Origin of the sequence: Leucobacter chromiiresistens, from assembly GCF_001477055.1 — a bacterium.
Taxonomy (GTDB): domain Bacteria; phylum Actinomycetota; class Actinomycetes; order Actinomycetales; family Microbacteriaceae; genus Leucobacter; species Leucobacter chromiiresistens_A.
This window is the reverse complement of record NZ_LDRK01000040.1, coordinates 25,905-48,374: the sequence shown is the minus strand read 5'-3', so window position 1 is coordinate 48,374 and position 22,470 is coordinate 25,905. Positions and strand designations below refer to the sequence as shown.

The 22,470-nt window shown below is 70.0% G+C and carries 17 protein-coding genes; 7 read left to right on the top strand and 10 right to left on the bottom strand.

The features are described from left to right. Positions 1–54 precede the first annotated feature (54 nt). The 3 genes from rapZ to uvrA are packed head-to-tail and all read right to left on the bottom strand — an operon-like array spanning position 55 to position 5,761. Positions 55–933, bottom strand: a complete 879-nt coding sequence (gene rapZ, locus NS354_RS07715; protein ID WP_058593977.1) for an RNase adapter RapZ — start codon at positions 931–933, stop codon at positions 55–57. Continuing rightward, positions 930–2,858, bottom strand: coding sequence for an excinuclease ABC subunit UvrC (uvrC, locus tag NS354_RS07710; protein WP_058593976.1), 1,929 nt, complete (start codon positions 2,856–2,858; stop codon positions 930–932). The genes rapZ and uvrC overlap by 4 nt, the downstream gene beginning before the upstream one ends. Beyond that, positions 2,855–5,761 carry an excinuclease ABC subunit UvrA gene (uvrA, locus tag NS354_RS07705; RefSeq protein WP_058593975.1) on the bottom strand — a complete coding sequence of 969 codons (2,907 nt, stop codon included), beginning with the start codon at positions 5,759–5,761 and terminating at the stop codon, positions 2,855–2,857. The genes uvrC and uvrA overlap by 4 nt, the downstream gene beginning before the upstream one ends. 122 nt (positions 5,762–5,883) lie before the next feature. Here uvrA and NS354_RS07700 point away from each other — a divergent pair, with 122 nt between their 5' ends. The 3 genes from NS354_RS07700 to NS354_RS07690 all read left to right on the top strand — a co-directional run bounded on the left by NS354_RS07700 (position 5,884) and on the right by NS354_RS07690 (position 7,730). Then, positions 5,884–6,519, top strand: coding sequence for a hypothetical protein (locus NS354_RS07700; RefSeq protein ID WP_058593974.1), 636 nt, complete (start codon positions 5,884–5,886; stop codon positions 6,517–6,519). Continuing rightward, complete coding sequence (locus tag NS354_RS07695) at positions 6,516–7,190, top strand: RES family NAD+ phosphorylase (RefSeq protein WP_058593973.1); 675 nt, start codon at positions 6,516–6,518, stop codon at positions 7,188–7,190. Before NS354_RS07700 ends, NS354_RS07695 begins: the two co-directional genes overlap by 4 nt. 102 nt (positions 7,191–7,292) lie before the next feature. Continuing rightward, entirely contained in the window at positions 7,293–7,730 is a 438-nt protein-coding gene (locus tag NS354_RS07690) for a VOC family protein (RefSeq protein ID WP_058593972.1), read from the top strand. On the opposite strand, the gene NS354_RS07685 is transcribed toward NS354_RS07690, so the two are convergent. The 7 genes from NS354_RS07685 to ileS all read right to left on the bottom strand — a co-directional run bounded on the left by NS354_RS07685 (position 7,682) and on the right by ileS (position 17,705). Beyond that, complete coding sequence (locus NS354_RS07685; RefSeq protein WP_058593971.1) at positions 7,682–8,515, bottom strand: helix-turn-helix domain-containing protein; 834 nt, start codon at positions 8,513–8,515, stop codon at positions 7,682–7,684. The genes NS354_RS07690 and NS354_RS07685 overlap by 49 nt on opposite strands. A 5-nt stretch (positions 8,516–8,520) precedes the next feature. Then, positions 8,521–10,611 carry an excinuclease ABC subunit UvrB gene (uvrB, locus tag NS354_RS07680; RefSeq protein WP_058593970.1) on the bottom strand — a complete coding sequence of 697 codons (2,091 nt, stop codon included), beginning with the start codon at positions 10,609–10,611 and terminating at the stop codon, positions 8,521–8,523. A 68-nt stretch (positions 10,612–10,679) separates the two neighbouring features. Then, positions 10,680–11,876, bottom strand: coding sequence for a winged helix-turn-helix domain-containing protein (locus NS354_RS07675; protein WP_058593969.1), 1,197 nt, complete (start codon positions 11,874–11,876; stop codon positions 10,680–10,682). A 101-nt stretch (positions 11,877–11,977) separates the two neighbouring features. After that, positions 11,978–12,394, bottom strand: coding sequence for a nucleoside-diphosphate kinase (gene ndk, locus NS354_RS07670; protein WP_058593968.1), 417 nt, complete (start codon positions 12,392–12,394; stop codon positions 11,978–11,980). Between the two features lie 84 nt (positions 12,395–12,478). Continuing rightward, positions 12,479–12,982, bottom strand: coding sequence for a DUF4233 domain-containing protein (locus NS354_RS07665; protein WP_241490417.1), 504 nt, complete (start codon positions 12,980–12,982; stop codon positions 12,479–12,481). Next, entirely contained in the window at positions 12,979–14,319 is a 1,341-nt protein-coding gene (locus NS354_RS07660; RefSeq protein ID WP_058593967.1) for a bifunctional folylpolyglutamate synthase/dihydrofolate synthase, read from the bottom strand. Before NS354_RS07660 ends, NS354_RS07665 begins: the two co-directional genes overlap by 4 nt. Continuing rightward, the gene (gene ileS, locus NS354_RS07655) at positions 14,316–17,705 is read right to left on the bottom strand and encodes an isoleucine--tRNA ligase (protein WP_058593966.1); all 3,390 of its coding nucleotides are present in this window, start codon (positions 17,703–17,705) and stop codon (positions 14,316–14,318) included. Before ileS ends, NS354_RS07660 begins: the two co-directional genes overlap by 4 nt. Positions 17,706–18,381: 676 nt before the next feature. Between ileS and NS354_RS07650 the strand changes: the two genes are divergently transcribed. The 4 genes from NS354_RS07650 to NS354_RS07635 all read left to right on the top strand — a co-directional run bounded on the left by NS354_RS07650 (position 18,382) and on the right by NS354_RS07635 (position 22,371). Continuing rightward, positions 18,382–19,773: a quaternary amine ABC transporter ATP-binding protein gene (locus NS354_RS07650; RefSeq protein ID WP_153002147.1), complete on the top strand. Its 1,392-nt coding sequence runs from the start codon at positions 18,382–18,384 to the stop codon at positions 19,771–19,773. Beyond that, positions 19,773–20,678 carry an ABC transporter permease gene (locus tag NS354_RS07645; protein ID WP_058593965.1) on the top strand — a complete coding sequence of 302 codons (906 nt, stop codon included), beginning with the start codon at positions 19,773–19,775 and terminating at the stop codon, positions 20,676–20,678. The genes NS354_RS07650 and NS354_RS07645 overlap by 1 nt, the downstream gene beginning before the upstream one ends. 71 nt (positions 20,679–20,749) lie before the next feature. Then, positions 20,750–21,655 (top strand): glycine betaine ABC transporter substrate-binding protein, encoded by a 906-nt coding sequence (locus NS354_RS07640; RefSeq protein WP_058593964.1) that lies wholly within the window; start codon positions 20,750–20,752, stop codon positions 21,653–21,655. Between the two features lie 233 nt (positions 21,656–21,888). Further along, complete coding sequence (locus tag NS354_RS07635; protein WP_058593963.1) at positions 21,889–22,371, top strand: GyrI-like domain-containing protein; 483 nt, start codon at positions 21,889–21,891, stop codon at positions 22,369–22,371. The last annotated feature ends 99 nt before the right edge of the window (positions 22,372–22,470 follow it).

The following is a 22,470-nucleotide window of genomic DNA, read 5'->3' as shown; positions in this document are numbered from 1 at the left end:
TGGGTCCTTTCGGAGAGGGTGTTTCAGTGAATCGGTCGACGCGCGAAGCGTCGACTACTCGCGACCGAGGTCGCGGTGACGCAGGCTCACGCTGACGCCGGGAAGCCCGGCGAGACGATCGGCGAGCTCTCGGGCGGTGGCCACCGAGCGGTGCTTGCCGCCGGTGCATCCTACCGCGAGCGACGCGTGCCGTTTGTTCTCGCGCTGGAACCCGGCGAGCACCGGGGTGAGCGCGGCGACGTAGTGGTCGAGGAACTCGGCGGCGCCCTCGCGGCCGAGCACGTACTCCTTGACCTCCGGGTCGACGCCCGTCAGTGCGCGGAGCTCGGGTTCCCAGAACGGGTTCGGGAGGAAGCGCATGTCGACCATGAGATCGACGTCGGTCGGTGCGCCGTACTTGAAGCCGAAACTCGACACCGAGAGCTGCAGCCCGGGAGTGTTGTCGTCGGAGAACAGCTCTCGCGTCGCCGTCGACAGGTCGTGCACGTTGTACCGGGAGGTGTCGATGACGACGTCGCACGATGCCCGCAGCTCCTGCAGCCGCTCGCGCTCGAGGCGGATGCCGTCGAGCAGGCTGCGGTCGTCGCCCTGCAGCGGGTGCGGGCGGCGCACGGATTCGTAGCGCCGCACGAGGATCTCATCGGTGGCGTCGAGGAACACGACGCGGACGGTCGCGTTGTCGCGCAGCTCGTCGACGGTGGCCTGGATGTCGGCGAACAGATCGCGGCCCCGCACGTCGACGACCGCCACGATGCGCGGCAGTGCACCGCCCGATCGGTCCGCCATGTCGGCGAGCGTCTTCAACATGGGCAGCGGGAGGTTGTCGACGACGTACCAGCCCAGATCCTCGAGCGTATTCGCGACGGTACTGCGGCCCGCTCCGGACATTCCCGTGACGATGAGAATCTCCTGCTGGGATGCCGCGTCGTTCATGCGCCGAGTTCCTCTCCCTGCTCCGCTTCCACCTGAGCTCCTAGCTTAGCGCCCGCCCCCGAGTCGGATTGCAGATGGGCGAGGATCTGCTCCCCCAGTTTCGGACCCACTCCGGGCGCCGCGGCGAGCTCCGCGAGTGAGGCGGCGCGCAGACGCGCGACGGAGCCGAAGTACTTGAGCAGCGCCTGCACGCGTTTGGGGCCGAGCCCGGGAATCTCCGAGAGTCGGCTCGAGATCGACGTGCTTCGCCGTTGGCGTTGGAAGGTGATCGCGAACCGGTGCGCTTCGTCGCGCACGCGCTGCACGAGGAAGAGCGCTTCGCTCGTGCGGGGCAGGATCACCGGGAAGGGATCGCCGGGCAGCCAGATCTCCTCGAGACGCTTCGCGATGCCGCAGAGCGCGATGTCGGTGATGCCGGCCTCGCTCAGGGCGCGCGCGGCCGCCTTCACCTGCGGCTCGCCGCCGTCCACGATGAGGAGCTGCGGGCGATCGCGGTAGACGCCCGTCGGCTGCTCGCCCGCCTCTCGAGCTGCGTTGAGCTGCGCGGCGCGGCGTGAGACGACCTGATGGATGGAGTCGGTGTCGTCGGTGGTCTGCTCGATGCGGTACTTGCGGTAGGCGCCCTTCGCGGGGAGTCCGTCCTCGAACACCACCAGCGAAGCCACCACGCCCGTGCCCTGCAGATGCGACACGTCGATGCACTCGATCCGCAGCGGGGCCTCGTCCATGCCGAGCGCGCGCTGCAGCTCCGCCAGCGCGTCCGTCCGGGCCGTGAGGTCCGCCGCCCGCTTCAACTTGTGGCGGATCAGGTGCTCCCCCGCGTTCCGCATCGCCCGGTCCATCAGCTGCACCTTGTCGCCGCGCTCGGGAATGCGCACGCGCACGCGCCCGCGTCGCGGCCGCCGTGCGCCGAGCGCCTCCTCGAGCGCCGGCGCATTGGCGGGGAGCTGCGGGACGAGGATCTGCGGCGGCGGCTCCCGCTCGCCCTCGTAGGCCGACTGCAGCACCTGCTCGAGCAGCGTCTCCGGGGAGTCGTCGAGCTCGACGTCGACGATCCAGCTGCGTTCGCCGCGGATCCGCCCGCCCCGGATGATGAACTGGTGGGCGGCGGCCGCGAGCTCGTCCGACCGGAGCCCGAACACGTCGAGGTTCACGTCGAGGCCGAGCACGACTGCGTTCTTCTCCATGACGTGCTCCACCGCCTGCGCCTGATCGCGCAGGCGGGCCGCGTCCTCGTATCGCTGGTCGGCCGCGGCTTCGCGCATGGCGCGCTGCAGTGCTTTGAGGTGGCTGGTGTCGCTCCCGCCGAGGAACGAGACCAGTTCGCCGACGCGTGCGCGATGCTCCTCGATGGTGAGCTTCTGCGAGCACGGGCCGCTGCACCGGCCGATCTGACCGGCGAGGCAGGGTTTGCCCGAACTCATCGCGCGCTGGTAGTCCGCGTCGTTGCAGGTGCGGATGGGAAAGGCCTGCTGCAGCAGGGCCGTCGTCTCGCGCAGGGCCCACACCTTCGGGTAGGGGCCGAAGTAGCGTGCACCGCGGATGCGCTCGTTGCGCGTGATCACCAGTCGGGGCGCCTCCTCGCGCAGGGTCACCGCGAGATAGGGGTACGTCTTGTCGTCCTTGAACTGCACGTTGAAGGGCGGCTTGTACTCGGTGATCCAGGTGTGCTCGAGCACGAGCGATTCGGTGTCGGTCGCGACGACCGTCCAATCGAGCTTCGCCGCGATCGACAGCATTGTGCGGGTGCGCGGCATGAGCGAGTGCATCGGCTGGAAGTAGTTCGCGAGGCGGGCCCGCAGATTCTTCGCCTTGCCTATGTACAGCACGCGCCCGTGCCGGTCGCTGAAGCGGTACACGCCCGGCGAGGTGGGAATCTCCCCCTGCGCCGGGCGGAATGACGCGCGATGATCCGAGGCGTTCAAGCGGACGCTTTCGCCCGGCCGTTCAGCACCTCGTTGAGGAACTGGCCCGTGTGACTGCCCTCCGCGTCGACCAGCTGCTCGGGGGTGCCCTCGGCGACGATCATCCCGCCGCCGGAGCCGCCTTCCGGGCCGAGGTCGATGACCCAGTCCGCGCTGCGGATCACATCGAGATTGTGCTCGATCGTGATGACCGTGTTGCCCTTGTCGACGAGTCCGTTGAGCACGAGGAGCAGCTTGCGCACGTCCTCAAAGTGGAGACCGGTGGTGGGCTCGTCGAGCACGTAGATGCTGCGTCCGTTCGAGCGCTTCTGGAGTTCGGTCGCGAGCTTCACCCGCTGCGCCTCGCCCCCTGAGAGGGTCGTCGCGCTCTGCCCGAGGCGCACGTAGCCGAGGCCCACATCCACCAGCGTCTTCATGTAGCGGTGGATCGACGAGATCGGTTCGAAGAACTGCTCCGCCTCGGCGATGGGCATCTCGAGCACCTCCGAGATGTTCTTGCCCTTGTACCGCACCTGCAGCGTCTCGCGGTTGTACCGCGAACCGCCGCAGACCTCGCAGGCGACATACACGTCGGGGAGGAAGTTCATCTCGATCTTCAGCGTGCCGTCACCCGAGCACGCCTCGCAGCGGCCGCCCTTCACGTTGAAGCTGAAGCGGCCGGGGAGGTAGCCGCGCGTCTTCGCCTCCTGGGTCTCTGCGAACAGATTGCGGATCTTGTCGAACACGCCCGTGTACGTGGCCGGGTTCGAGCGGGGCGTGCGACCGATCGGAGCCTGATCGACGTGCACCACCTTGTCGAGGTGCTCGAGTCCGGTGACGCGGGTGTGCTTGCCCGGCACGAGGCGCGCCCCGTTGAGCTGATTGGCGAGCACGCGGTACAGGATGTCGTTGACGAGCGTCGACTTGCCCGAGCCGGAGACGCCCGTCACGGCGGTCATGACCCCGAGCGGGAACGTCGCGTCGACGTTGCGCAGGTTGTTCGAGCGCGCGCCCACGACCTTCAGCTCCCGCTTGCGATCCCGCTTGCGGCGGCGCTTCGGCGTCTCGATGCTGCGACGACCGGCGAGGTAGTCGCCGGTCAGCGATTCGCGGTTGCGCAGCAGGTCCTCGTAGTGGCCCGAGTGGACGACGGTGCCGCCCTGCACGCCCGCGCCGGGGCCGATGTCGACGATCCAGTCGGCGGCCTCGATCGTCTCCTCGTCGTGCTCCACGACGATGAGGGTGTTGCCGAGGTCGCGCAGCTTGATGAGCGTCTCGATGAGCCGGCGATTGTCGCGTTGATGCAGCCCGATGCTCGGCTCGTCGAGCACGTAGAGCACCCCGGTGAGGCCGGAGCCGATCTGCGTCGCGAGACGGATGCGCTGCGCCTCGCCGCCGGACAGCGTGCCGGCTGCGCGTGCCAGTGTGAGGTACCCGAGGCCCACCTCGATGAGGAAGTCGAACCGCAGCCGGATCTCGCGCAGCACCTGCGCCGCGATCTTCGCCTCCCGCTCGGTGAGCTCGACGTCGTCGAAGAAGCCCTTCGCGTCGAGCAGGCTGAACTCGCCGACCGCGGCGATCGAGCGGCCGTTCACGGTCACCGCGAGCACCTCCGGCTTGAGCCGCTGGCCGTTGCAGGCGCTGCAGGGCACCTCGCGGAGGAACTCGGACCAGCGATCCCGCTTCGCGTCGGACTCCGCCTCCGCGTACTGGCGCTCGATGAACGGGATCACACCCTCGAACCCCGATGAGTACTTCACCTCGCGGCCGAAGCGATTGCGCCAGCGCACGTTGACCTTGAAGTCGTTGCCGTGGAGCACGGCCTGCTGCACGGCCTCGGGCAGGTCCGACCACGCGGTCTTCAGCGAGAACCCGAGGTCGTCGGAGAGGCCCACCAGCAGCTTCTCGTAGTACTGGTAGAGGCTCTTGCCCTGACTGGTCCACGGCACGATGACGCCCTCGGCGATCGAGAGCTCCGGGTCGCCGAGCACGAGGTCCTCGTCCACCGACATGCTGGTGCCGAGCCCCGAGCACACGGGGCACGCGCCGAACGGCGCGTTGAAGGAGAAGGTGCGCGGCTCGATCTCGGTGAGCTGCACGGGGTGCTGGTTCGGGCAGGAGAGCTGCTCCGAGAACTGCTGCACGCGGTCCTCGGCCTTCGCGTCGCGGTCGACGAAGTCGACGGAGACGATGCCGCCGGCGAGGCGCAGCGCCGTCTCGAGCGAATCGGTGAGCCTGCCGAGGATCTCGGGGCCCGCGACGAGTCGGTCGATCACGACCGAGATGTCGTGCTTCACCTGCTTCTTGAGCTTCGGCGGGTCGGAGAGCTGGATCATGTCGCCGTCGACGATCGCGCGCGAGTAGCCGCTGGCGGCGAGATCCTGGAAAAGGTCGACGAACTCCCCCTTCTTCTTGCTGACGACGGGGGCGAGCACCTGGTAGCGCGTCCGCTCCTCGAGACCCATGAGTCGATCGGCGATCTGCTGCACCGTCTGCGCCTCGATACGCTCACCGCAGACGGCGCAGTGCGGCACCCCGACGCGCGCCCAGAGGAGGCGCATGTAGTCGTAGATCTCGGTGATCGTGCCCACGGTGGATCGCGGGTTGCGGTTCGTCGACTTCTGATCGATGGAGACCGCCGGGCTGAGCCCTTCGATGAAGTCGACGTCGGGCCGGTCGACCTGCCCGAGGAACTGGCGGGCGTACGCGCTGAGCGACTCGACGTATCGGCGCTGCCCCTCGGCGAAGATCGTGTCGAACGCGAGGCTCGACTTGCCGCTGCCCGAGAGTCCGGTGAACACGACCATCGAGTCGCGGGGAATCGCGAGGTCGACGTTCTGCAGGTTGTGCACGCGGGCGCCCTGGACGCTGATCTGGGCGTGCGCTGCGGAGGACCGGATGGGGGTGGAGTGCTTCGAAGTCACCGGCTCATTCTACGCGGTGCGCGCCGCGAATTCGAACATACCTACGAGACTTTCGCCAGGAGCGCACCCCGCCTCCGGCGGATTATCGGGTACTATTGATGAAAGGAAACGAAAGGATCGTCATGTCGATCGCGCACCTCACCCCCGCCGCTGCGGCTCCCGCCCCGCAGCGGACCGGTGCCGCCCGGGCGCGGCTGCTCGACCTGGTGACGCACCTCGACGCCGAGCGGATGGACTCGGCGGAGACCCTGCTCTCGACGCTGCTCGCGCATCAGCACGCCGACACGCGCACGTTGACGGAGACCGAGGTGTCGGCACTCGGGCGCTTCGGCATGTCCGAGGGCGGGCTGCGCGCACCCGATGCGCTGCGGGCCACCGCGCAGGGCCTGCTCGCCGACCGGGCTCTCGCCGACCGCAGCGCGTCGGTCGCCGAAGCGGCGGAGATGCTCGGGGTGACGCCTGCACGGGTGCGTCAGCGCTGCGCGGCGGGCACGCTGCTCGCGCAACGCCGGAGCGACGGCTGGCACCTTCCCCGCTTCCAGTTCCCGGAGGACCGGGAGGTTCCGGGATGGGCCGCCGTTGCGACTGCGATTCCGCACGGCACCCCGCTGCTGTTCGCGGAGCGCGTGCTGACGTCGCCGTCGCCCGCGCTGGTGACCGAAGGCGAGGAGCTCGCCCCGTTCGAGTGGCTGGCGCAGGGCGGCGACCCGTCGGCGGCGGCAGCGGCCGTCGACGACGCGCTGCACCGGCTCCCGTGAGCGAATTCCTGCCGCCACCGGACGCGGCCGCGTTCCCCGATCTCGGCAACGATGCGGGCTGGGTGCGCGAGGTGCGGAGCGGCACCGCTCTGGCGCGCGTCTTCCGTGCGGGAGGCCCGCACCCGGCGGCGTGGCACTCCTTCCGCACCTACGGACCACTCGATGCGCGATTCGATCCGCACCCGGAACCGCCCGCCGAATCTCCGGACGAGGGCGTGCTCTACGCGGTGCTCGAGCAGGCGGACGCGGAGCAGGACACGGCGTCAGCGTTCGCCGCCTGCCTGCTCGAAGTATTCCAGGCGACGCGCATCGTGCGCCGCTCGAGCGGCGACCCGACGCTCGCCGTATTCGAGAGCACCCGCGCCCTGCGGCTGCTCGACCTCAGCGACAGCGACTGGGTGGCGGTCGCCGGAGGCAACGGGGCGATCTCGTCGGGCGATCGCATGGCGTCGCGCGCCTGGGCGCGCGCGATCCGCACGAGATACCCGGGCCTCGACGGCGTGATCTCCGCATCCTCGGTCGTGCCCTCGGCGCGGGTGGTCGCGCTGTGGAGCCCGGCGTTGGACGCGCTGCCGCGGCACCCGCTGGCGCAGCTCCGCCTCGATCGCGACGAGCTCACCGGCGCGATCAACCGCATCGCGGAGCGCTACGGCTACGTGGTGCTCCCCTAGCGCGACGCTCCGAGCCGGGAGGCGACGAGTGCGGAGCGCGGCGGCGCGCCTCTGTCCGATTCGTGCAAGACCGGGGAGCCGCGGGCGACGTAGCCTGTCCCCATGAATCTGAATCTGCACCTGACATTCGACTTCATCGGCATCGTCACCGCCGATCTCGCTCGGTCCCTCGCCTTCTACCGATCCCTCGGCATCGCCATTCCGGAGGGCCTGGATGACGCCCCCCACGTCGAGGTCGTGCTGCCGGGCGGCCTGAAGCTGGCGTGGGATCCGGTCTCCACGATCGAGACCTTCTCCCCCGGGTTCTCGCTCCCCTCGGGCGAGAGCCGTATCGGGTTCGCGTGCAGCGCGGAGTCGCCGGCCGATGTCGATGCGGCGTACTCCGCCCTCGTCGAACGCGATCCCGCTGCGGCGCACACGGCCCCCTGGGACGCCCCCTGGGACCAGCGGTACGCGACGGTGCGGGATCCCGACGGCAACACGGTCGACATCTACGCCCCGCTCCCCGCATCGCCCGACTCGGAGCTCCCGCCGGTCTGACGGGAGCGCAGGTACGCGGCCGGCGACTCGCCGTTCAGGCGCGCGAACTCCCGCGTGAAGTGCGATTGGTCGCTGTACCCCGACTGTTCTGCGACGATCGCGAGCGCCGCGCCGGAGTGCATTGCGGCCCGAGCGCGCAGACCGCGACGGAGGCGGCGGAGCGCCGCGTACCCGTACCCGAATTCGGCGAGCATCTTGCGGTGCAGGTGCCGTTCCGACCAGCCGAGCCGAAGCGCGATCGCGCCGAGCGACTCCCCACGATCGGCGCCCCGCAGGGCCGCTCGCGCCCAGCCCTCCAGCGAGCGCTCGATCGGTCCGATGGCACCGATCGCATGCGCGAGCGCGTGCACGCGGTCGTCGTCAGCGAGCCGCGCGCCCGCGGCGGCCGGCGTGCTCCGCCTGCCCGTGATCTGGCCGGTCGCTCGGGAACCCGATGGGGAGGCCATCGTGCGGAGCGCTCCGGCGACGCGTTCCGCGACGGCGGCGCCGACCGCGTCCGTTGCCGGGACGAGCAGGTCGCGCAGCTCCGCGACGGGTCGCCGCAGTGCGGCGGCGGCCGTCCCGGGGAGGAATCGGATGCCGATGGTCGGCCCGTGGGCGTCGAGCTGCGTGCGCATCCACGTCGTCGACGGGCCGGCGATGTGCAATTCGTCTCCGCGCAGCACGAAGTCGGCGCAGCCGTCCGCGGGGACGATGGTGGAGCTGACGCCGACCGGCGCGGGCGCCTCGGGCTGCTCCACGCGCCAGATCACGCCGAGCCCCGCGACTGCACGCTCCGTGTACATGGGTCCTACAGGTGGCCTGCCTGGTCCATGCTGCGCAGCTCGCGTTTGATCTCGGACAGCTCGTCGCGCAGTCGCGCCGCCAGCTCGAACTTCAGCTCTTCCGCTGCGGCGAGCATCTGGTCGGTGAGGTCGCTGATGAGCTCCTCGAGCTTCGCCGCGCCCTCTCCGGCGATCGCTCCGGCGCGCGCGGCGGCCTTGCCCTTGGCTCGTTGCGGCGCCGGGCTCTTGCGCTGCGCGTGGGCGCCGGAGCGCGACAGGATGTCCTCCGAATCGGCGGCCTCCCGATTCAGCATCGCAGTGATGTCGCCGATTTTCTTGCGGAGCGGTTGCGGGTCGATGCCGCGCTCCGTGTTGTAGGCGATCTGGATCTCGCGTCGTCGGGCCGTCTCATCGATGGCTTCCCGCATCGACCGGGTGACCGTGTCGGCGTACATGTGCACCTGGCCCGAGACGTTGCGCGCCGCGCGGCCGATGGTCTGGATGAGCGACGTGCTCGAGCGCAGGAAGCCCTCCTTGTCGGCATCGAGAATCGACACGAGCGAGACCTCGGGAAGATCGAGGCCCTCGCGGAGCAGGTTGATGCCGATGAGCACGTCGTACACACCCGCGCGCAGCTCGGTGAGCAGCTCGACGCGTCGCAGCGTATCGACGTCGGAGTGGAGGTACCGCACGCGCACGCCCGCCTCCTCCATGAACGTGGTGAGCTGCTCGGCCATCTTCTTCGTGAGCGTGGTGACGAGCACGCGCTCGTCTCGCTCGGCGCGCGCCCGCACCTCCTCGAGCAGGTCGTCGATCTGACCCTCGCTCGGCTTGATCACGATCTCGGGGTCGACGAGCCCGGTGGGGCGGATGATCTGCTCGACCACGCCGTCGGCCAGCTCGAGCTCGTACTTGCCGGGGGTCGCCGAGAGGTAGACCGTCTGGCCGACGCGCTCCTTGAACTCGCTGAACTTCAGCGGGCGGTTGTCGAGCGCGCTCGGCAAACGGAAGCCGTGGTCGACGAGCGTGCGCTTGCGCGAGGCATCGCCCTCGAACATGGCGCCGATCTGCGGCACCGTGACGTGCGACTCGTCGATGACCACGAGGAAGTCGTCGGGGAAGTAGTCGAGCAGGCAGTGCGGCGCCTCGCCCGGCCGTCGGCCGTCCATGTGCATCGAGTAGTTCTCGATGCCGGAGCAGAACCCGATCTGCTCCATCATCTCGAGGTCGAAGGTGGTGCGCATGCGCAGCCGCTGCTCCTCGACCAGTTTGTTCTGCTGCTTCAGTTCGCGGGTGCGGCTCTCGAGCTCGTTCGTGATCTGACCCATCGCGCGGTGCATGACGTCTCGGCTCGCGACGTAGTGGGAGCCGGGGAATACCGAGACCGTGTCGACTTGCTTGATCACCTCGCCGGTGAGCGGATGGAGGTAGTAGAGCGCTTCGATCTCATCGCCGAAGAACTCGATCCGCACGGCGAGTTCCTCGTACATGGGGATGATCTCGACGGTGTCGCCGCGCACGCGGAAGTTGCCGCGCACGAACTCGATGTCATTGCGCTGGTACTGCATGTCGACGAACCGCCGCAGCAGCACGTCGCGATCGAGCCGGTCGCCGACGGCGAGCGGCACCATCGCCTCGTAGTACTCCTCGGGCTTTCCCAGACCGTAGATGCAGGAGACGGTCGACACCACGATCGTGTCGCGTCGGCTCAGCAGTGCGTTGGTCGTCGAGTGCCGCAGCCGCTCGACCTCCGCGTTCACCGAGGAGTCCTTCTCGATGAAGGTGTCCGTCTGCGGCACGTACGCCTCGGGCTGGTAGTAGTCGTAGTAGCTCACGAAGTACTCGACCGCGTTGTTCGGGAACAGCTCGCGCAGCTCGCTCGCGAGCTGCGCGGCGAGCGTCTTGTTGTGGGCGAGCACGAGGGTGGGGCGCTGCACGGCCTCGATGAGCCACGCGGTGGTCGCCGATTTGCCGGTTCCCGTAGCGCCGAGCAGCACCACGTCGGTCTCACCGGCGTTGATCCGGCGGGTGAGCTCTTCGATGGCGGCCGGCTGATCGCCGCTCGGCTCGAACTCGCTCACCACTTCGAATGGGCGGACGCTGCGGGTGGGTTCCATGTCTCCGAGAGTACTCGGCACCACCGACATTCATGGGAGCGTTCCGCGGCGGGCGTACGCTCCGGGCGTCAAGACGCCGCTGCGAAGCGATCCGGCAGCTCCAGATCTCCTGCACCCGACCAACGCACCTCGTCGAGTCCCTGCCACGCGGCGGCACGGGCGAGCAGGTCGCGCGCCGCCTCCCCCGTGCGGCGCGGTGCGCTCGGCTCGCGCCACGCCGCCTGCACCAGCAGCGCGCGCCCGGCGCGATCGGATTTCAGATCGATGCGGCCCACCATGGCGCCGCCGACCATGAGCGGCAGGCAGTAGTACCCGAACCGCCGCTGCTCCTTCGGCGTGTAGATCTCGATGCGGTAGTGGAATCCGAACATGCGCTCCGCCCGCGGGCGGAACCAGACCACCGGGTCGAACGGGGTCAGCAGAGCATCGGGGGCGAGGCGCGATGGCACCCGCGCATCACGATGCATCCAGGCGCGCTCCGGCTTGCCGGCACCGGTGCGCCACCCCGCCACCTCGACCGGCACGAGCTCCCCCGCCTCCTCGAGCTCCGTCACCGCGGCCCGGGCCGCCCCGGCTCGCAGGCGGTGGTAGTCGGCCAGGTCGGCGAGCGTCGCCACGCCCAGCGACCGAGCAGCACGGGCGACGAGCGCGCGCTGAGCCTCCGCGGTCGGTACGGCGCCGAGCGCCGACGGGGGCAGAATCTGCTCCGCGAGCGCGTACCGGCGCTGAAACCCCTCGCGCCCCGCCGACACGACCTCGCCCCAGGCGAAGAGGGTCTCCACGGCGCGCTTCGTCTCGCTCCAGTCCCACCAGGGGCCCCGGTTCGCCCGCCGCCCCTGCTCGAGTTCGCGCACGAACGACGGCCCCTCGGCGGCCAGCTGCGCGCGCACCCGGTCCAAGACGGGCGCGAGCTGAGCGGCTCGGCCGTTCGACTCGTCACGGGCCCTGCGCTCGGCCATGCGCCACCCGAACCAGGGGCGATCCCGCACCGGGATGAATGCGGCCTCGTGCGCCCAGTACTCGGTGAACTCTCCGCTGCCCCAGAGGTGCCGATCGAGCGCCGCCGCATCGTAGACGCCGTGCCGCGAGAAGACGGGGAGGTGGTGGCTGCGCGCGAAGACGTTCACCGAGTCGATCTGCAGCACGTGCAACGCCGACAGAGCGGCGTCGAAGGGGCGGCGTGCGCGGATGCGCGCGACGTTCGCGAAGCCCTGCGCTGCGAGCGCGACGCGACGCGCCTCGGCGGGAGAGAGTGAGAGCACCATGCCCGTACGCTATCGCGACTCGCGCCGCGCGATCCGCACCGGCGCGATCCGCACCGGCGCGATCCGCATCGGCCCGACTCGCACCGGCGCGGCGAGTCGGCTCAGGCGAACCAGAGCGCGAGCTCGCGCGCGGCCGACTCGGGCGAGTCGGAGCCGTGCACCAGGTTCTGCTGCACCCGCTCGCCCCAGTCGCGGCCGAGATCGCCGCGGATCGTTCCGGGTGCGGCGGTGGTCGGATCGGTCGTGCCGGCGAGCGAGCGGAAGCCCTCGATGACGCGCTCCCCCTGGGCGCGAATCGCGACCGACGGTCCCGAAGACATGAAGTCGAGCAGCGGCTCGTAGAACGGCTTGCCCTCGTGCTCGGCGTAGTGCGCCGCGAGGAGCTCGCGGTCGGGGGCGACGAAGCGGAGATCCGTCAGCCGGTACCCCTTGGCCTCGATGCGGCGGATGACCTCGCCGGTCAGGCCGCGGGCGACACCGTCGGGCTTCACCAGGATCAACGTTTCTTCAGCCGACATGCGGACTCCTTCTACTCAGGACGAAAATCGTGACGGACATTCGGACGGCCGCGCGGGCCGGGCCCGATCAGAGAGTGTATCGAATCAGGCTGCGTCGCCCTGCGCGGCCAGCCACGCCGCACGGTCGCGGTCGATCCGCGCCCCGCGGATCATGCAGTAGACCCACAGCGCCGAGAACAGCACGCTGACGATCAGCGACATGGGCAGGATGAAAGCGGTGAGCAGCATGAGGGCGTGGACGACCCAGCCGACGATGATGCCGAACCGACCGCGCCGCATGCCCGCGAGCGCGACGAGGATCAGCAGTGCGAGTCCGCCCCCGGTGAAGAGCCCCAGCTCGCGGGGCTCGAGCACCGCCATTCCGAAGATCGTCAGGCCGAAGAGGGCGACGATGCAGAGCTCGAAGCCCAGCACGATGGAGGCGAGGGCCTTCTGCGTGGAGGTCGGTCCGCGTCGCGCGCCCGCGATGCGCATCGCCGAATTGTGGGCGGCGTTCTCGGACGGCGAGAGCACGAGCTCGGGTTCCTCCGAGCCCTCGCCCGGGCCGGGTCGCCGCTCGGCGCCTCGGCCGTCGGCTGCGCGGGTCACGCGACGCTCCAGCCCTCGGAGCGAGCGAAGGCGATCGCCTCGCCCGCCAGCAGCACCGACCCCACCACCAGCACCGCGCGCCCCTCGGCGCGCATCGCCCAGCCGCGGGCTTCTGCGAGCGCCTCCGGGAGCGAGTCGGCGAGTTCGATCGGCGTGCCGGGGATCTCGTCCTCCGCGATGCGCTTCAGCTCCTCCGACGTGGTGCTGCGGGGCGAATCGACCGGGGTGACGGTCACGCGGTGCGCGATCGGCGCGAGCGCCGCCAGGAGACCCGAGGTGTCCTTCTCCTCGAGCACGCCGACCACGAGCGCGAGCTCGGAGAAGTCGAACGACTCGGCAACCGCCGCGACGAGCGCTGCCGCACCGTGCGGGTTGTGCGCGGCGTCCACGTAGATCACGGGATCGGTGCCGATCAGCTGCAGCCTGCCCGGCGAGGTGAGCGCGCCGAAGCCCGCGTCGAGCACCTCCTCGGGCAGCGGGCGATCCGCCCCGAAGAACGCCTCGACTGCGGCGATCGCGAGGGTCGCGTTCTCGGCCTGATGGTGCCCGAACAGCGGCAGGAAGATGGGGTCGTAGGCGTGGCCGCCGATCCCGACGACGTCGATCTGACGCCCGCCGACGGCGACCCGGTCGTCCACCAGCGAGAAGTCGCGGCCCTGCACGGCGAGGGCGGCGTCGTGGCGCGTCGCGGCGTCGGTGATCTCGGCGAGCGCATCGGGGTCCTGCAGCGCAGACACCACGACCGACCCCGGCTTGATGATGCCCGCCTTGGTGCGCGAGATGGTCGCGACGTCCGGGCCGAGCACCGCGGTGTGATCGAGGTCGATCGGCGTGAAGACCGCGACGCGGGCATCGACGATGTTCGTCGCATCCCACTCGCCGCCCATGCCGACCTCGATCACGGCGACATCGACCGGAGCATCGGCGAATGCGACGAATGCGAGCACGGCGAGCGCTTCGAAGAAGGTGATCGGGCCGTGGCCCGCAGCGGTGAGTTCGGCGTCCACGACCTCGAGCGGCAGGTGCAGCTCCTCCCAGGCGGCGGCGAGCACGGCGCCGTCGATCGGCGCTCCGTCGAGCTGGAAGCGCTCGGTGAAGTCGACGAGGTGCGGGCTGGTGAAGAGCCCGGTGCGGAGCCCGTGGGCGCTCATGAGCGACGCGATCGCGCGACTGGTCGAGGTCTTCCCGTTCGTGCCGGCCACCTGGATGACGGGGAAGGAGAGCTGCGGCGATCCGGCGAGCTCGGCGAGTCGACGCACCGGGTCGATGCGCGGGCGCGGGTGCGCCTCGCCGACGCGCTCGAGGAGGGCGGCGTACACCGCCTCCGCGCCGCTCACGCCGCGCCTCCCGCGCGGAGGGACGCCGCTTCGGTCGCATCGATCGTGATGACGATCGCGGCCTTCTCGGAACCGATGCCGCGGGCTGCCGTGACGAAGACGCCGTTGCCGGGAGACGGGATGTCGTCGATGATCGCGTCGATTCCGACCGCCTCCTGCACGGCGAAGCCCTCGGCCAGCGTCTCGCTCGCGATGAGCGCCGCGTGCGCCTCCAAGGCGGCGGCGTGCGCCGGCTCGGCGTTCAGCGCCAGCACGATGCGGTCGCTGACCTCGAGCCCGGCGTTCTTGCGGGCCTCCTGCACCGCGCGGATCGCGTCTCGCGCGATTCCCTCCGCCTCCAGCTCCGGCGTGAGGGTCGTATCGAGCATCGCGAAGCCGCCGCCGGGCAGCAGCGTCAGCGCCGGGCCGGCGTCCGCGTCGTCGCCGGCCCGCAGGGTGAGCTCGTACTCGTGGGGTTCGAGCGCGATGCCGCCGGCGACCACGGCGCCGTTCTGCTCGCTCCAGTCGCCCGACTTCGCCGCCTTGATGGCCTGCTGCACCTGCTTGCCGAGCCGCGGCCCAGCCGCCCGCGCATTGACGGAGAGCGTCTGCACGATGCCGTGCTCCTCGGCGCTGGTCTCCGTCTGCTGCACGAGCTCGACCGCCTTGACGTTCAGCTCCTCCCGCAGGATGTCGGCGAAGGGCGCGAGCTCCGCGGGATGCTCTGCGACGACGGTCAGCGATGCGAGCGGCAGGCGCACGCGCAGGCCGCGGCTCTTGCGGAGCGCGAGCATCTGCGACGTGATCTGCCGCACCTCGTCCATGGCGCGCACGAGCGCGGGGTCGTCGGGGAACTCCGCAGCGTCCGGCCAGTCCGTGAGATGCACCGACCGTCCGCCGGTGAGGCCGCGCCAGAGCTCCTCCGTGACGAGGGGCGCGAGCGGTGCGGCGACGCGAGCGACGGTCTCGAGCACGGTGTAGAGGGTGTCGAAGGCCTGGCGGTTCTCGGGGGCGCCGTGCTCGCCGCCGAGCCCCGCCCAGAAGCGGTCGCGGGAGCGGCGCACGTACCAGTTCGTGAGCACCTCGGCGTACGCGCGCAGCGCCTCGGCCGCCGAGGTCGTGTCCAGCGCCTCGAGGTGCGATTCGACGTCGCGGATGAGCCGCCCGGTCTTCGCGAGGATGTACCGGTCGAGCGGGTCGGTCGAGTCGGTGCGCCGCTCCGCGGCGATGCCGTCGGCGTTGGCGTACAGCGAGAAGAAGTACCACGTGCTCCAGAGCGGCAGGATGAACTGGCGCACGCCCTCTCTGATGCCCTCCTCCGTCACGACGAGGTTGCCGCCGCGCACCACCGGCGACGCCATGAGGAACCAGCGCATCGCGTCGGAGCCGTCGCGATCGAACACCTCGTTCACGTCGGGGTAGTTGCGCAGCGACTTCGACATCTTGTTGCCGTCGGAGCCCAGCACGATGCCGTGGCTGACCACGTTGGTGAAGGCAGGCCGGTCGAACAGCGCGGTGGCGAGCACGTGCTGCACGTAGAACCATCCGCGGGTCTGCCCGATGTACTCGACGATGAAGTCGGCGGGCTGATGCGTCTCGAACCACTCCTGGTTCTCGAACGGGTAGTGGGCCTGCGCGAACGGCATGGAGCCCGAATCGAACCAGACGTCGAGCACGTCCTCGATGCGGCGCATCGTGGATCTGCCGCTCGGGTCGTCGGGGTTGGGGCGGGTGAGCTGGTCGATGTAGGGACGGTGCAGATCGACCTCGCCGGCCTCGTTGCGGGGCAGCTCGCCGAAATCGGCTTCCAGCTCCGCGACGGAGCCGTACACGTCGATGCGCGGGTGCTCGGGGTCGTCGCTCTTCCAGACCGGAATCGGGCTGCCCCAGTACCGGTTGCGGCTGATCGACCAGTCGCGCGCGCCCTCGAGCCACTTCCCGAACTGCCCGTGCTTCACGTTCTCGGGCACCCAGGTGATCTGCTCGTTGGTCTCGAGCATGCGCTGCTTGATGTCGGTGACGCGCACGAACCAGCTCGAGACGGCCTTGTAGATGAGCGGGTTGCGGCACCGCCAGCAGTGCGGGTACGAGTGCTCGTAGCTCTGCTCGCGCAGCAGGCGACCGCGCTCCCGCACGAGGCGGATCAGCGGTCGGTTCGCGTCCATCCACAGCTCGCCCGCGACATCGGAGACCGCAGCGATGAAACGGCCGCCTTCGTCGACGCTCACGATGGTCGGCATGCCCGCTGCGGTGGCGATGCGGTAGTCGTCCTCGCCGTAGGCGGGCGACTGGTGCACGATGCCCGTGCCGTCGGTGGTCGAGACGTAGTCGTCGACGAGGATCTGCCAGCAGTGCTCGGTGCCCCAGACCTCGACGTCCGTGAAGTAGTCGAAGAGGGGGGCGTAGCGCACGCCGTTGAGATCGGCGCCGCGCACGTGCTGCGCGACGGCCGCGACGGCCTCCTCGGCGGTGGCGTAGCCGAGATCCTTCGCGTGCGCGCCGACGAGCTCGCTCGCGAGCAGGTAGCGGGCCTCGCCTGCGACGGCGCCGTCGCCCGCGCCCGCCGGGCCTGCCGGGATGACGGCGTAGTCGATGTCGGGGCCCACCGCGAGGGCGGCGTTCGTGGGCAGCGTCCACGGCGTGGTGGTCCAGGCGAGGGCGCGCACGCCGTCGAGGCCGAGCGCGTCGGCGCGGTCGCCGCTCAGCGGGAACGCGACCGTCACCGAGGGGTCCTGGCGCATCTGGTAGACGTCGTCGTCCATGCGCAGCTCGTGGTTCGACAGCGGCGTCTCGTCGCGCCAGCAGTACGGGAGGATGCGGGATCCCTCGTAGGCGAGGCCGCGTTCGTAGAGCTGCTTGAACGCCCAGATCACGCTCTCCATGTACCCGAGGTCGAGCGTCTTGTACCCGTGCTCGAAATCGACCCAGCGGGCCTGGCGGGTCACGTACTCCTCCCACTCGCGGGTGTACTGCAGCACCGAGGCGCGGGCCTTGCCGTTGAACGCGGCGACGCCCATCTCCTCGATCTGCGACTTCTCCGTGATGCCGAGCTGCTTCATGGCCTCGAGCTCGGCGGGGAGACCGTGGGTGTCCCATCCGAAGCGGCGCTCCACCTTCTTCCCGCGCATGGTCTGGAAGCGCGGGAAGACGTCCTTCGCGTACCCGGTCAGCAGGTGCCCGTAATGGGGCAGGCCGTTGGCGAACGGGGGGCCGTCGTTGAACACCCACTCCGGCGCATCCGTCCGGCGTCGGATCGATTCGCGGAAGGTGTCGTCGAACGCCCAGAAGTCGAGCACGCCCCGCTCGATCTCGGGGAGCCGGGGCGATGCGGCGACGCCGAAAGCGGCGCCCGCCTGCGAGGCGGCGGGGGTGGACGGGGTTCCCGTGGACTGCTGAGGGTACGGCATGGGTTCCTTCTCGGTTCCGGCGTATGGGTATGTGCCTGCGCCGGGACGAGATCCGGATCGCATCCGTCTCCCGCGGTACCACCCCGCTTGCCGCTCGCGCCCTCGGTGGAGGGTGCGCGACCTCTTCATTGGGCTGTGACGGGCCCGGCCCGTTCGGTTCTACTGGGCGGCTCGACTCCCCGTGCGTGGGGCGGATGCGCCGCTGTTCTTCCGAAGACTCCCCGATGATGGTCGGTTCGCAGTCGATGGGACCAGTGTAGCGCAGCGCCGGGCCGCCCGGCTGCGTGCGCGAAGTTGCGAACGGGCGGATCGCGGGGCTCGGTTCGTAACGAACGGGTAACGATGACTGGGGATAAGAACCCCAGATCACGGCGTGTTACATGGTGGAGACCACTCTTCGGGGCGCCGGGCGCGCCTTGCACATCCGTGCACGACGTTGTTAGCGTCGAGGAAGCGTTGAGGGCGGCCGCGTGCCGTGCTTTCCGATCCGCTCCGGAAGATCGTGCGCCGAGATCCGGCGCCCTGGAGTTCGAATGAAGCACGCGCGGCCAGATCCTCCGCACGAGCAGCTGGCCAATGGCGAGGAAGTCGGCCGACGTCGGCGCCGCGATCGCATCGATCCCGCCCGTCATCCGAGCGCCTCCGATTTCATCGTGCCGAGAACGAGGAGTTTACAGTGACCAGTACCACGGAACAGTCCGCAGCGGCGGACGCAGCGCGAGCGGCGGATTCGCCCGCGGCGGAGGCGGACGGAGCGGCGGTCCCCGCGATCGCCGTGTCCCACGCCTATAAAGTATTCGGACGACGGCCCCGAGAGGTCGTCAAGCGCCTGCGCAAGGGCGCCACGCGCGAGGAGGTGCGCGGGCAGGGCACCGCGGCCGTGATCGACGCGAGCTTCAGCGTGAACCCCGGCGAGATCTTCGTCGTGATGGGCCTCTCGGGGTCCGGGAAGTCCACCCTGATCCGCATGCTCAACGGTCTGAACGACACGACTGACGGCTCGATCTCGGTGTTCGGCACCGAGGTCGTCGGTCTGAGCGGGCCCGAACTGCGCGCGCTGCGCCGCGACCGGATGTCCATGGTCTTCCAGCACTTCGCGCTCCTCCCCCACCGCACCGTGCTCGACAACGTCGCCTACGGGCTCGAGCTCCAAGGTGTCGGGCCCGCAGAGCGGCGCGAACGCGCGCAGCACTGGCTGCAGCGCGTCGGTCTGCAGGGATGGGAGCAGCACCTTCCCGGCGAGCTTTCCGGCGGCATGCAGCAGCGCGTCGGCATCGCGCGCGCCTTCGCGGCGGATACCGACATCCTGCTCATGGACGAGGCGTTCTCAGCGCTCGATCCGCTGATCCGACGCGAAATGCAGGAGCAGCTGATCGAGCTGCAGCAGGAGCTCAACAAGACGATCGTGTTCATCACCCACGATCTCAACGAGGCCATGTTCCTCGGCGATCGCATCGCGGTCATGCGCGACGGCCGGATCGTGCAGGTCGGCACGCCGAACGACATCCTCACCGACCCCGCCAACGACTACGTCGCGCAGTTCGTGCAGGATGTCGATCGGGCCCGCGTGCTCACCGCCGGCGATGTGATGGAGCCGCCTCGCGCGGTCGTGCCCGCGAGCGCCGGCCCCCGAACCGCGCTGCGGACCATGCGCGACCTGCAGACCTCGGCCTGCTTCGTCACCTCCGCGTCGCGCAAGCTGCTCGGCGTCGTCCGCGACAGGGACGTGCTGCGGCAGGTGCGCGAGGGCGGCACCGACATCACCGCGCTCCTGCGCCCCACACCGTCGATCGTGAAGCGCGATCAGTACATCTCCGAGCTCTTCGAGCTCGCCGTCGAGAGCCCGCTCCCGGTGGCCGTCACCGACGAGCAGGATCGCCTGATCGGCGTCGTGCCGCGGGTGACGCTGCTCGCCGCGCTGACCGATCTGCCGACGATGACGACGGAGATCCCCATCATCGAGCCGACGCCGACCGTCTCCGCGGCGACGATCTCGGAAACGCTGGGCGACGCCCCCGGAGGCGACGCCGAACCCGGGCTGTCGCCCGAGAATGAGGAGGTGCGCTGATGGATGACTTCCGCATTCCGCTCGGCGACTGGGTCGCCGAAGGGCTCAACTGGTTCAAGGCCACGTTCGACGGATTCCTCGACGCGGTCACCATGGTCATCAAGTTCCTCGTCGAGGGGCTCGCCGACGGGCTCACCTCGGTGCCGTTCGCGGTGCTCATCGTCGTGTTCGCGCTCATCGGATGGCTGCTGCGCTCGTGGCAGCTCGCCGTGGGCACCGCTATCACCATGCTGCTCATCGTCGGCATGGGTCAATGGGAGAACGCGATGCTCACGCTCGCGCTCGTGCTCATCGCGGCGCTCATCGCCGTCGTCGTCGCGGTGCCGCTCGGCATCGCTGCGGCTCGGAGCGACGCGTTCAGCGCCGTCCTGAAGCCCGTGCTCGACTTCATGCAGACGATGCCCGCATTCGTCTACCTGATCCCCGCGGTGATCTTCTTCAGCATCGGCTTCGTGCCGGGCGTCTTCGCGACCGTGCTCTTCTCCGTCGCACCGGGCGTGCGCTTCACCGAGCTCGGCATCCGCGGCGTCGATGCCGAGACCGTCGAGGCCGGGTACGCCTTCGGCGCCGCCCCCGGCAAGATCCTCCGCGGCATCCAGCTGCCCCTCGCGATGCCGACCATCATGGCCGGCATCAACCAGGTGATCATGCTCGCGCTCTCCATGGCCGTCGTCGCCGGCATGGCCGGTGCGAACGGACTCGGCAAGGAGGTCGTCGCCGCCATCTCGACGCTGAACATCGCGCAGGGCGTGGAGGCCGGTCTGAGCGTCGTGATCCTCGCCGTCTTCCTCGATCGCGTCACCGCCGCGCTCGGCAACCCCGGCGAGTTCAAGCACTCGCTGCTCGGCGCGCTGCGGCGACGCCGCGACGCGCGACGCACGGGCACCCTCGCGAAGGCCGCGTGACGCCCCGCTCCACCCCGCACCAGACGTACACCCACACCGTGCGCTCAGCGCACGCAACGAAAGGACGACGCATGCAGAAGCGCACCCTCACCGGCATGGCGGCTCTCGGAGCCGCCGCCGCCCTCGCTCTGACGGGCTGCACGGGCTCCGGGGCCGAAGGCGGCTCCGACTCGGGCGGAGAGAACGGCACCATCACCCTCGGCTACCTCCCCGGCTGGACCGACGGGCTCAGCACCGCGTACCTGCTCGAGGATCAGCTCGGCAAGATGGGCTACACCGTCGAGATGGAGGAGCTCACCGACGCCGGCGTGCTCTACGCCGGCCTCGCGGGCGGCGACTTCGACATCTACCCCTCCGCATGGCCCGAGGTGACCCACGCCAAGTACATGAAGGAGTTCGGCGACCAGATCGAGGATCTGGGCGGGTACTACGACGGGGCCGTGCTCACCCTCGCCGTGCCCGAGTACGTCGACATCGACTCCATCGAGGATCTCGCGGGCCAGGCGGATCGCTTCGGCGGCGAGATCATCGGCATCGAGCCGGGCGCCGGCCTCACCGCCCAGACGCAGGACGTCGCGATGCCCGAGTACGGGCTCGACGGCGACTACGAGCTCGTGACCTCTTCGACCGCGACCATGCTCGCGACGCTCCAGGACAAGATCGATAACGAGGAGGACGTCGTCGTGACGCTGTGGCGCCCGTTCTGGGCGAACGACGCCTTCCCGCTGAAGGATCTCGAGGATCCGAAGGGCGCCATGGGCGAACCCGAGACCCTGCACTTCCTCGGCAAGCAGGGCCTCGCGGAGGAGTACCCCGAGGTCGCCGACTACATCGCCGACATCAAGCTCGACGACGCCGCGTACGGCGCGCTCGAGGGCATGGTCACCGGCGACGAGTACCAGAACGACCCCGAGGGCGCCGTCGACGCCTGGCTCGAGGAGTACGGCGACGCCTACCCCGGTCTGCTCGCGAGCTGACCGCCGCGCCCGCCGGGCGCTCCGGCATCGAGACGCCCCTTCCGCGCAGCGCGCGCGGGAGGGGCGTCTCGTCGTCGGCGGGGCGGTGCCGCGCGGCCTCCTGACACGAGGCCCCGTCGGCTCCCCGGGGCTACCGAGGTGCGTCGGCCCCACGTAGGATCGGCAGGGCCGGTCGAACCCGGCGCTGTCCGGGCCGCCGACGCCCCCGGCCCCGAAGACCCCGAGGAGATCCCATGAGCGCCGCTGACGCCGCACCCGAGATCGAGACGCGACCCGAGGTCCATCTCGCGGTCGTGCGCGAGACCGTCCCCTTCGAGCGCATCCCCGAGCTCTACGATCGCGCCTACCCGCAGATCTTCGCCGCGCTCGACGCCGCGGGCATCGCGCCGGCGGCGGCGCCCCTCGGCGTGATGCACGGCTCCCCCACCGCCGCAGGCCTCGACCTCTCGGTGGCCGTGCCGATCCCGCATCCGCTCGCGGAGCCCCGCGGCGATGTCACCGGCGAGACGCTGCCCGCCGCGCGCACCGCCGTGCTCCTGCTGCGCGGCGACTTCAGCGGACTCGCTGCAGCTTACGAGCGCCTGTACGCCTGGATCGAGGCGCAGGGCGAGCGGGCGGCCGGCCTCGCGTGGGAGCAGTACCTCACCGAACCGCAGCCCGGAGGCGACCCGGCGTCGAACGAGACACTGATCGGCGTGCAGCTCGACGGCGAGTGATCGCCGGTAAGCTGGAGCCAGACCATCAGGCACCAGTGCGACGCGTCGCCGCCGCACGATCACGCGGTGCCGCCCACATCGAACCCCGACGGCGCACCG

What these genes read in the sequence shown, in the direction of transcription:
- ileS (WP_058593966.1), bottom strand. Translation starts at nt 17,705, where the DNA reads ATGCCGTACCCTCAGCAGTCCACGGGAACCCCGTCCACCCCCGCCGCC.
- NS354_RS07675 (WP_058593969.1), bottom strand. Translation starts at nt 11,876, where the DNA reads ATGGTGCTCTCACTCTCTCCCGCCGAGGCGCGTCGCGTCGCGCTCGCA.
- NS354_RS07700 (WP_058593974.1), top strand. Translation starts at nt 5,884, where the DNA reads ATGTCGATCGCGCACCTCACCCCCGCCGCTGCGGCTCCCGCCCCGCAG.
- NS354_RS07635 (WP_058593963.1), top strand. Translation starts at nt 21,889, where the DNA reads ATGAGCGCCGCTGACGCCGCACCCGAGATCGAGACGCGACCCGAGGTC.
- NS354_RS07645 (WP_058593965.1), top strand. Translation starts at nt 19,773, where the DNA reads ATGGATGACTTCCGCATTCCGCTCGGCGACTGGGTCGCCGAAGGGCTC.
- rapZ (WP_058593977.1), bottom strand. Translation starts at nt 933, where the DNA reads ATGAACGACGCGGCATCCCAGCAGGAGATTCTCATCGTCACGGGAATG.
- NS354_RS07690 (WP_058593972.1), top strand. Translation starts at nt 7,293, where the DNA reads ATGAATCTGAATCTGCACCTGACATTCGACTTCATCGGCATCGTCACC.
- ndk (WP_058593968.1), bottom strand. Translation starts at nt 12,394, where the DNA reads ATGTCGGCTGAAGAAACGTTGATCCTGGTGAAGCCCGACGGTGTCGCC.
- NS354_RS07685 (WP_058593971.1), bottom strand. Translation starts at nt 8,515, where the DNA reads ATGTACACGGAGCGTGCAGTCGCGGGGCTCGGCGTGATCTGGCGCGTG.
- uvrB (WP_058593970.1), bottom strand. Translation starts at nt 10,611, where the DNA reads ATGGAACCCACCCGCAGCGTCCGCCCATTCGAAGTGGTGAGCGAGTTC.
- NS354_RS07640 (WP_058593964.1), top strand. Translation starts at nt 20,750, where the DNA reads ATGCAGAAGCGCACCCTCACCGGCATGGCGGCTCTCGGAGCCGCCGCC.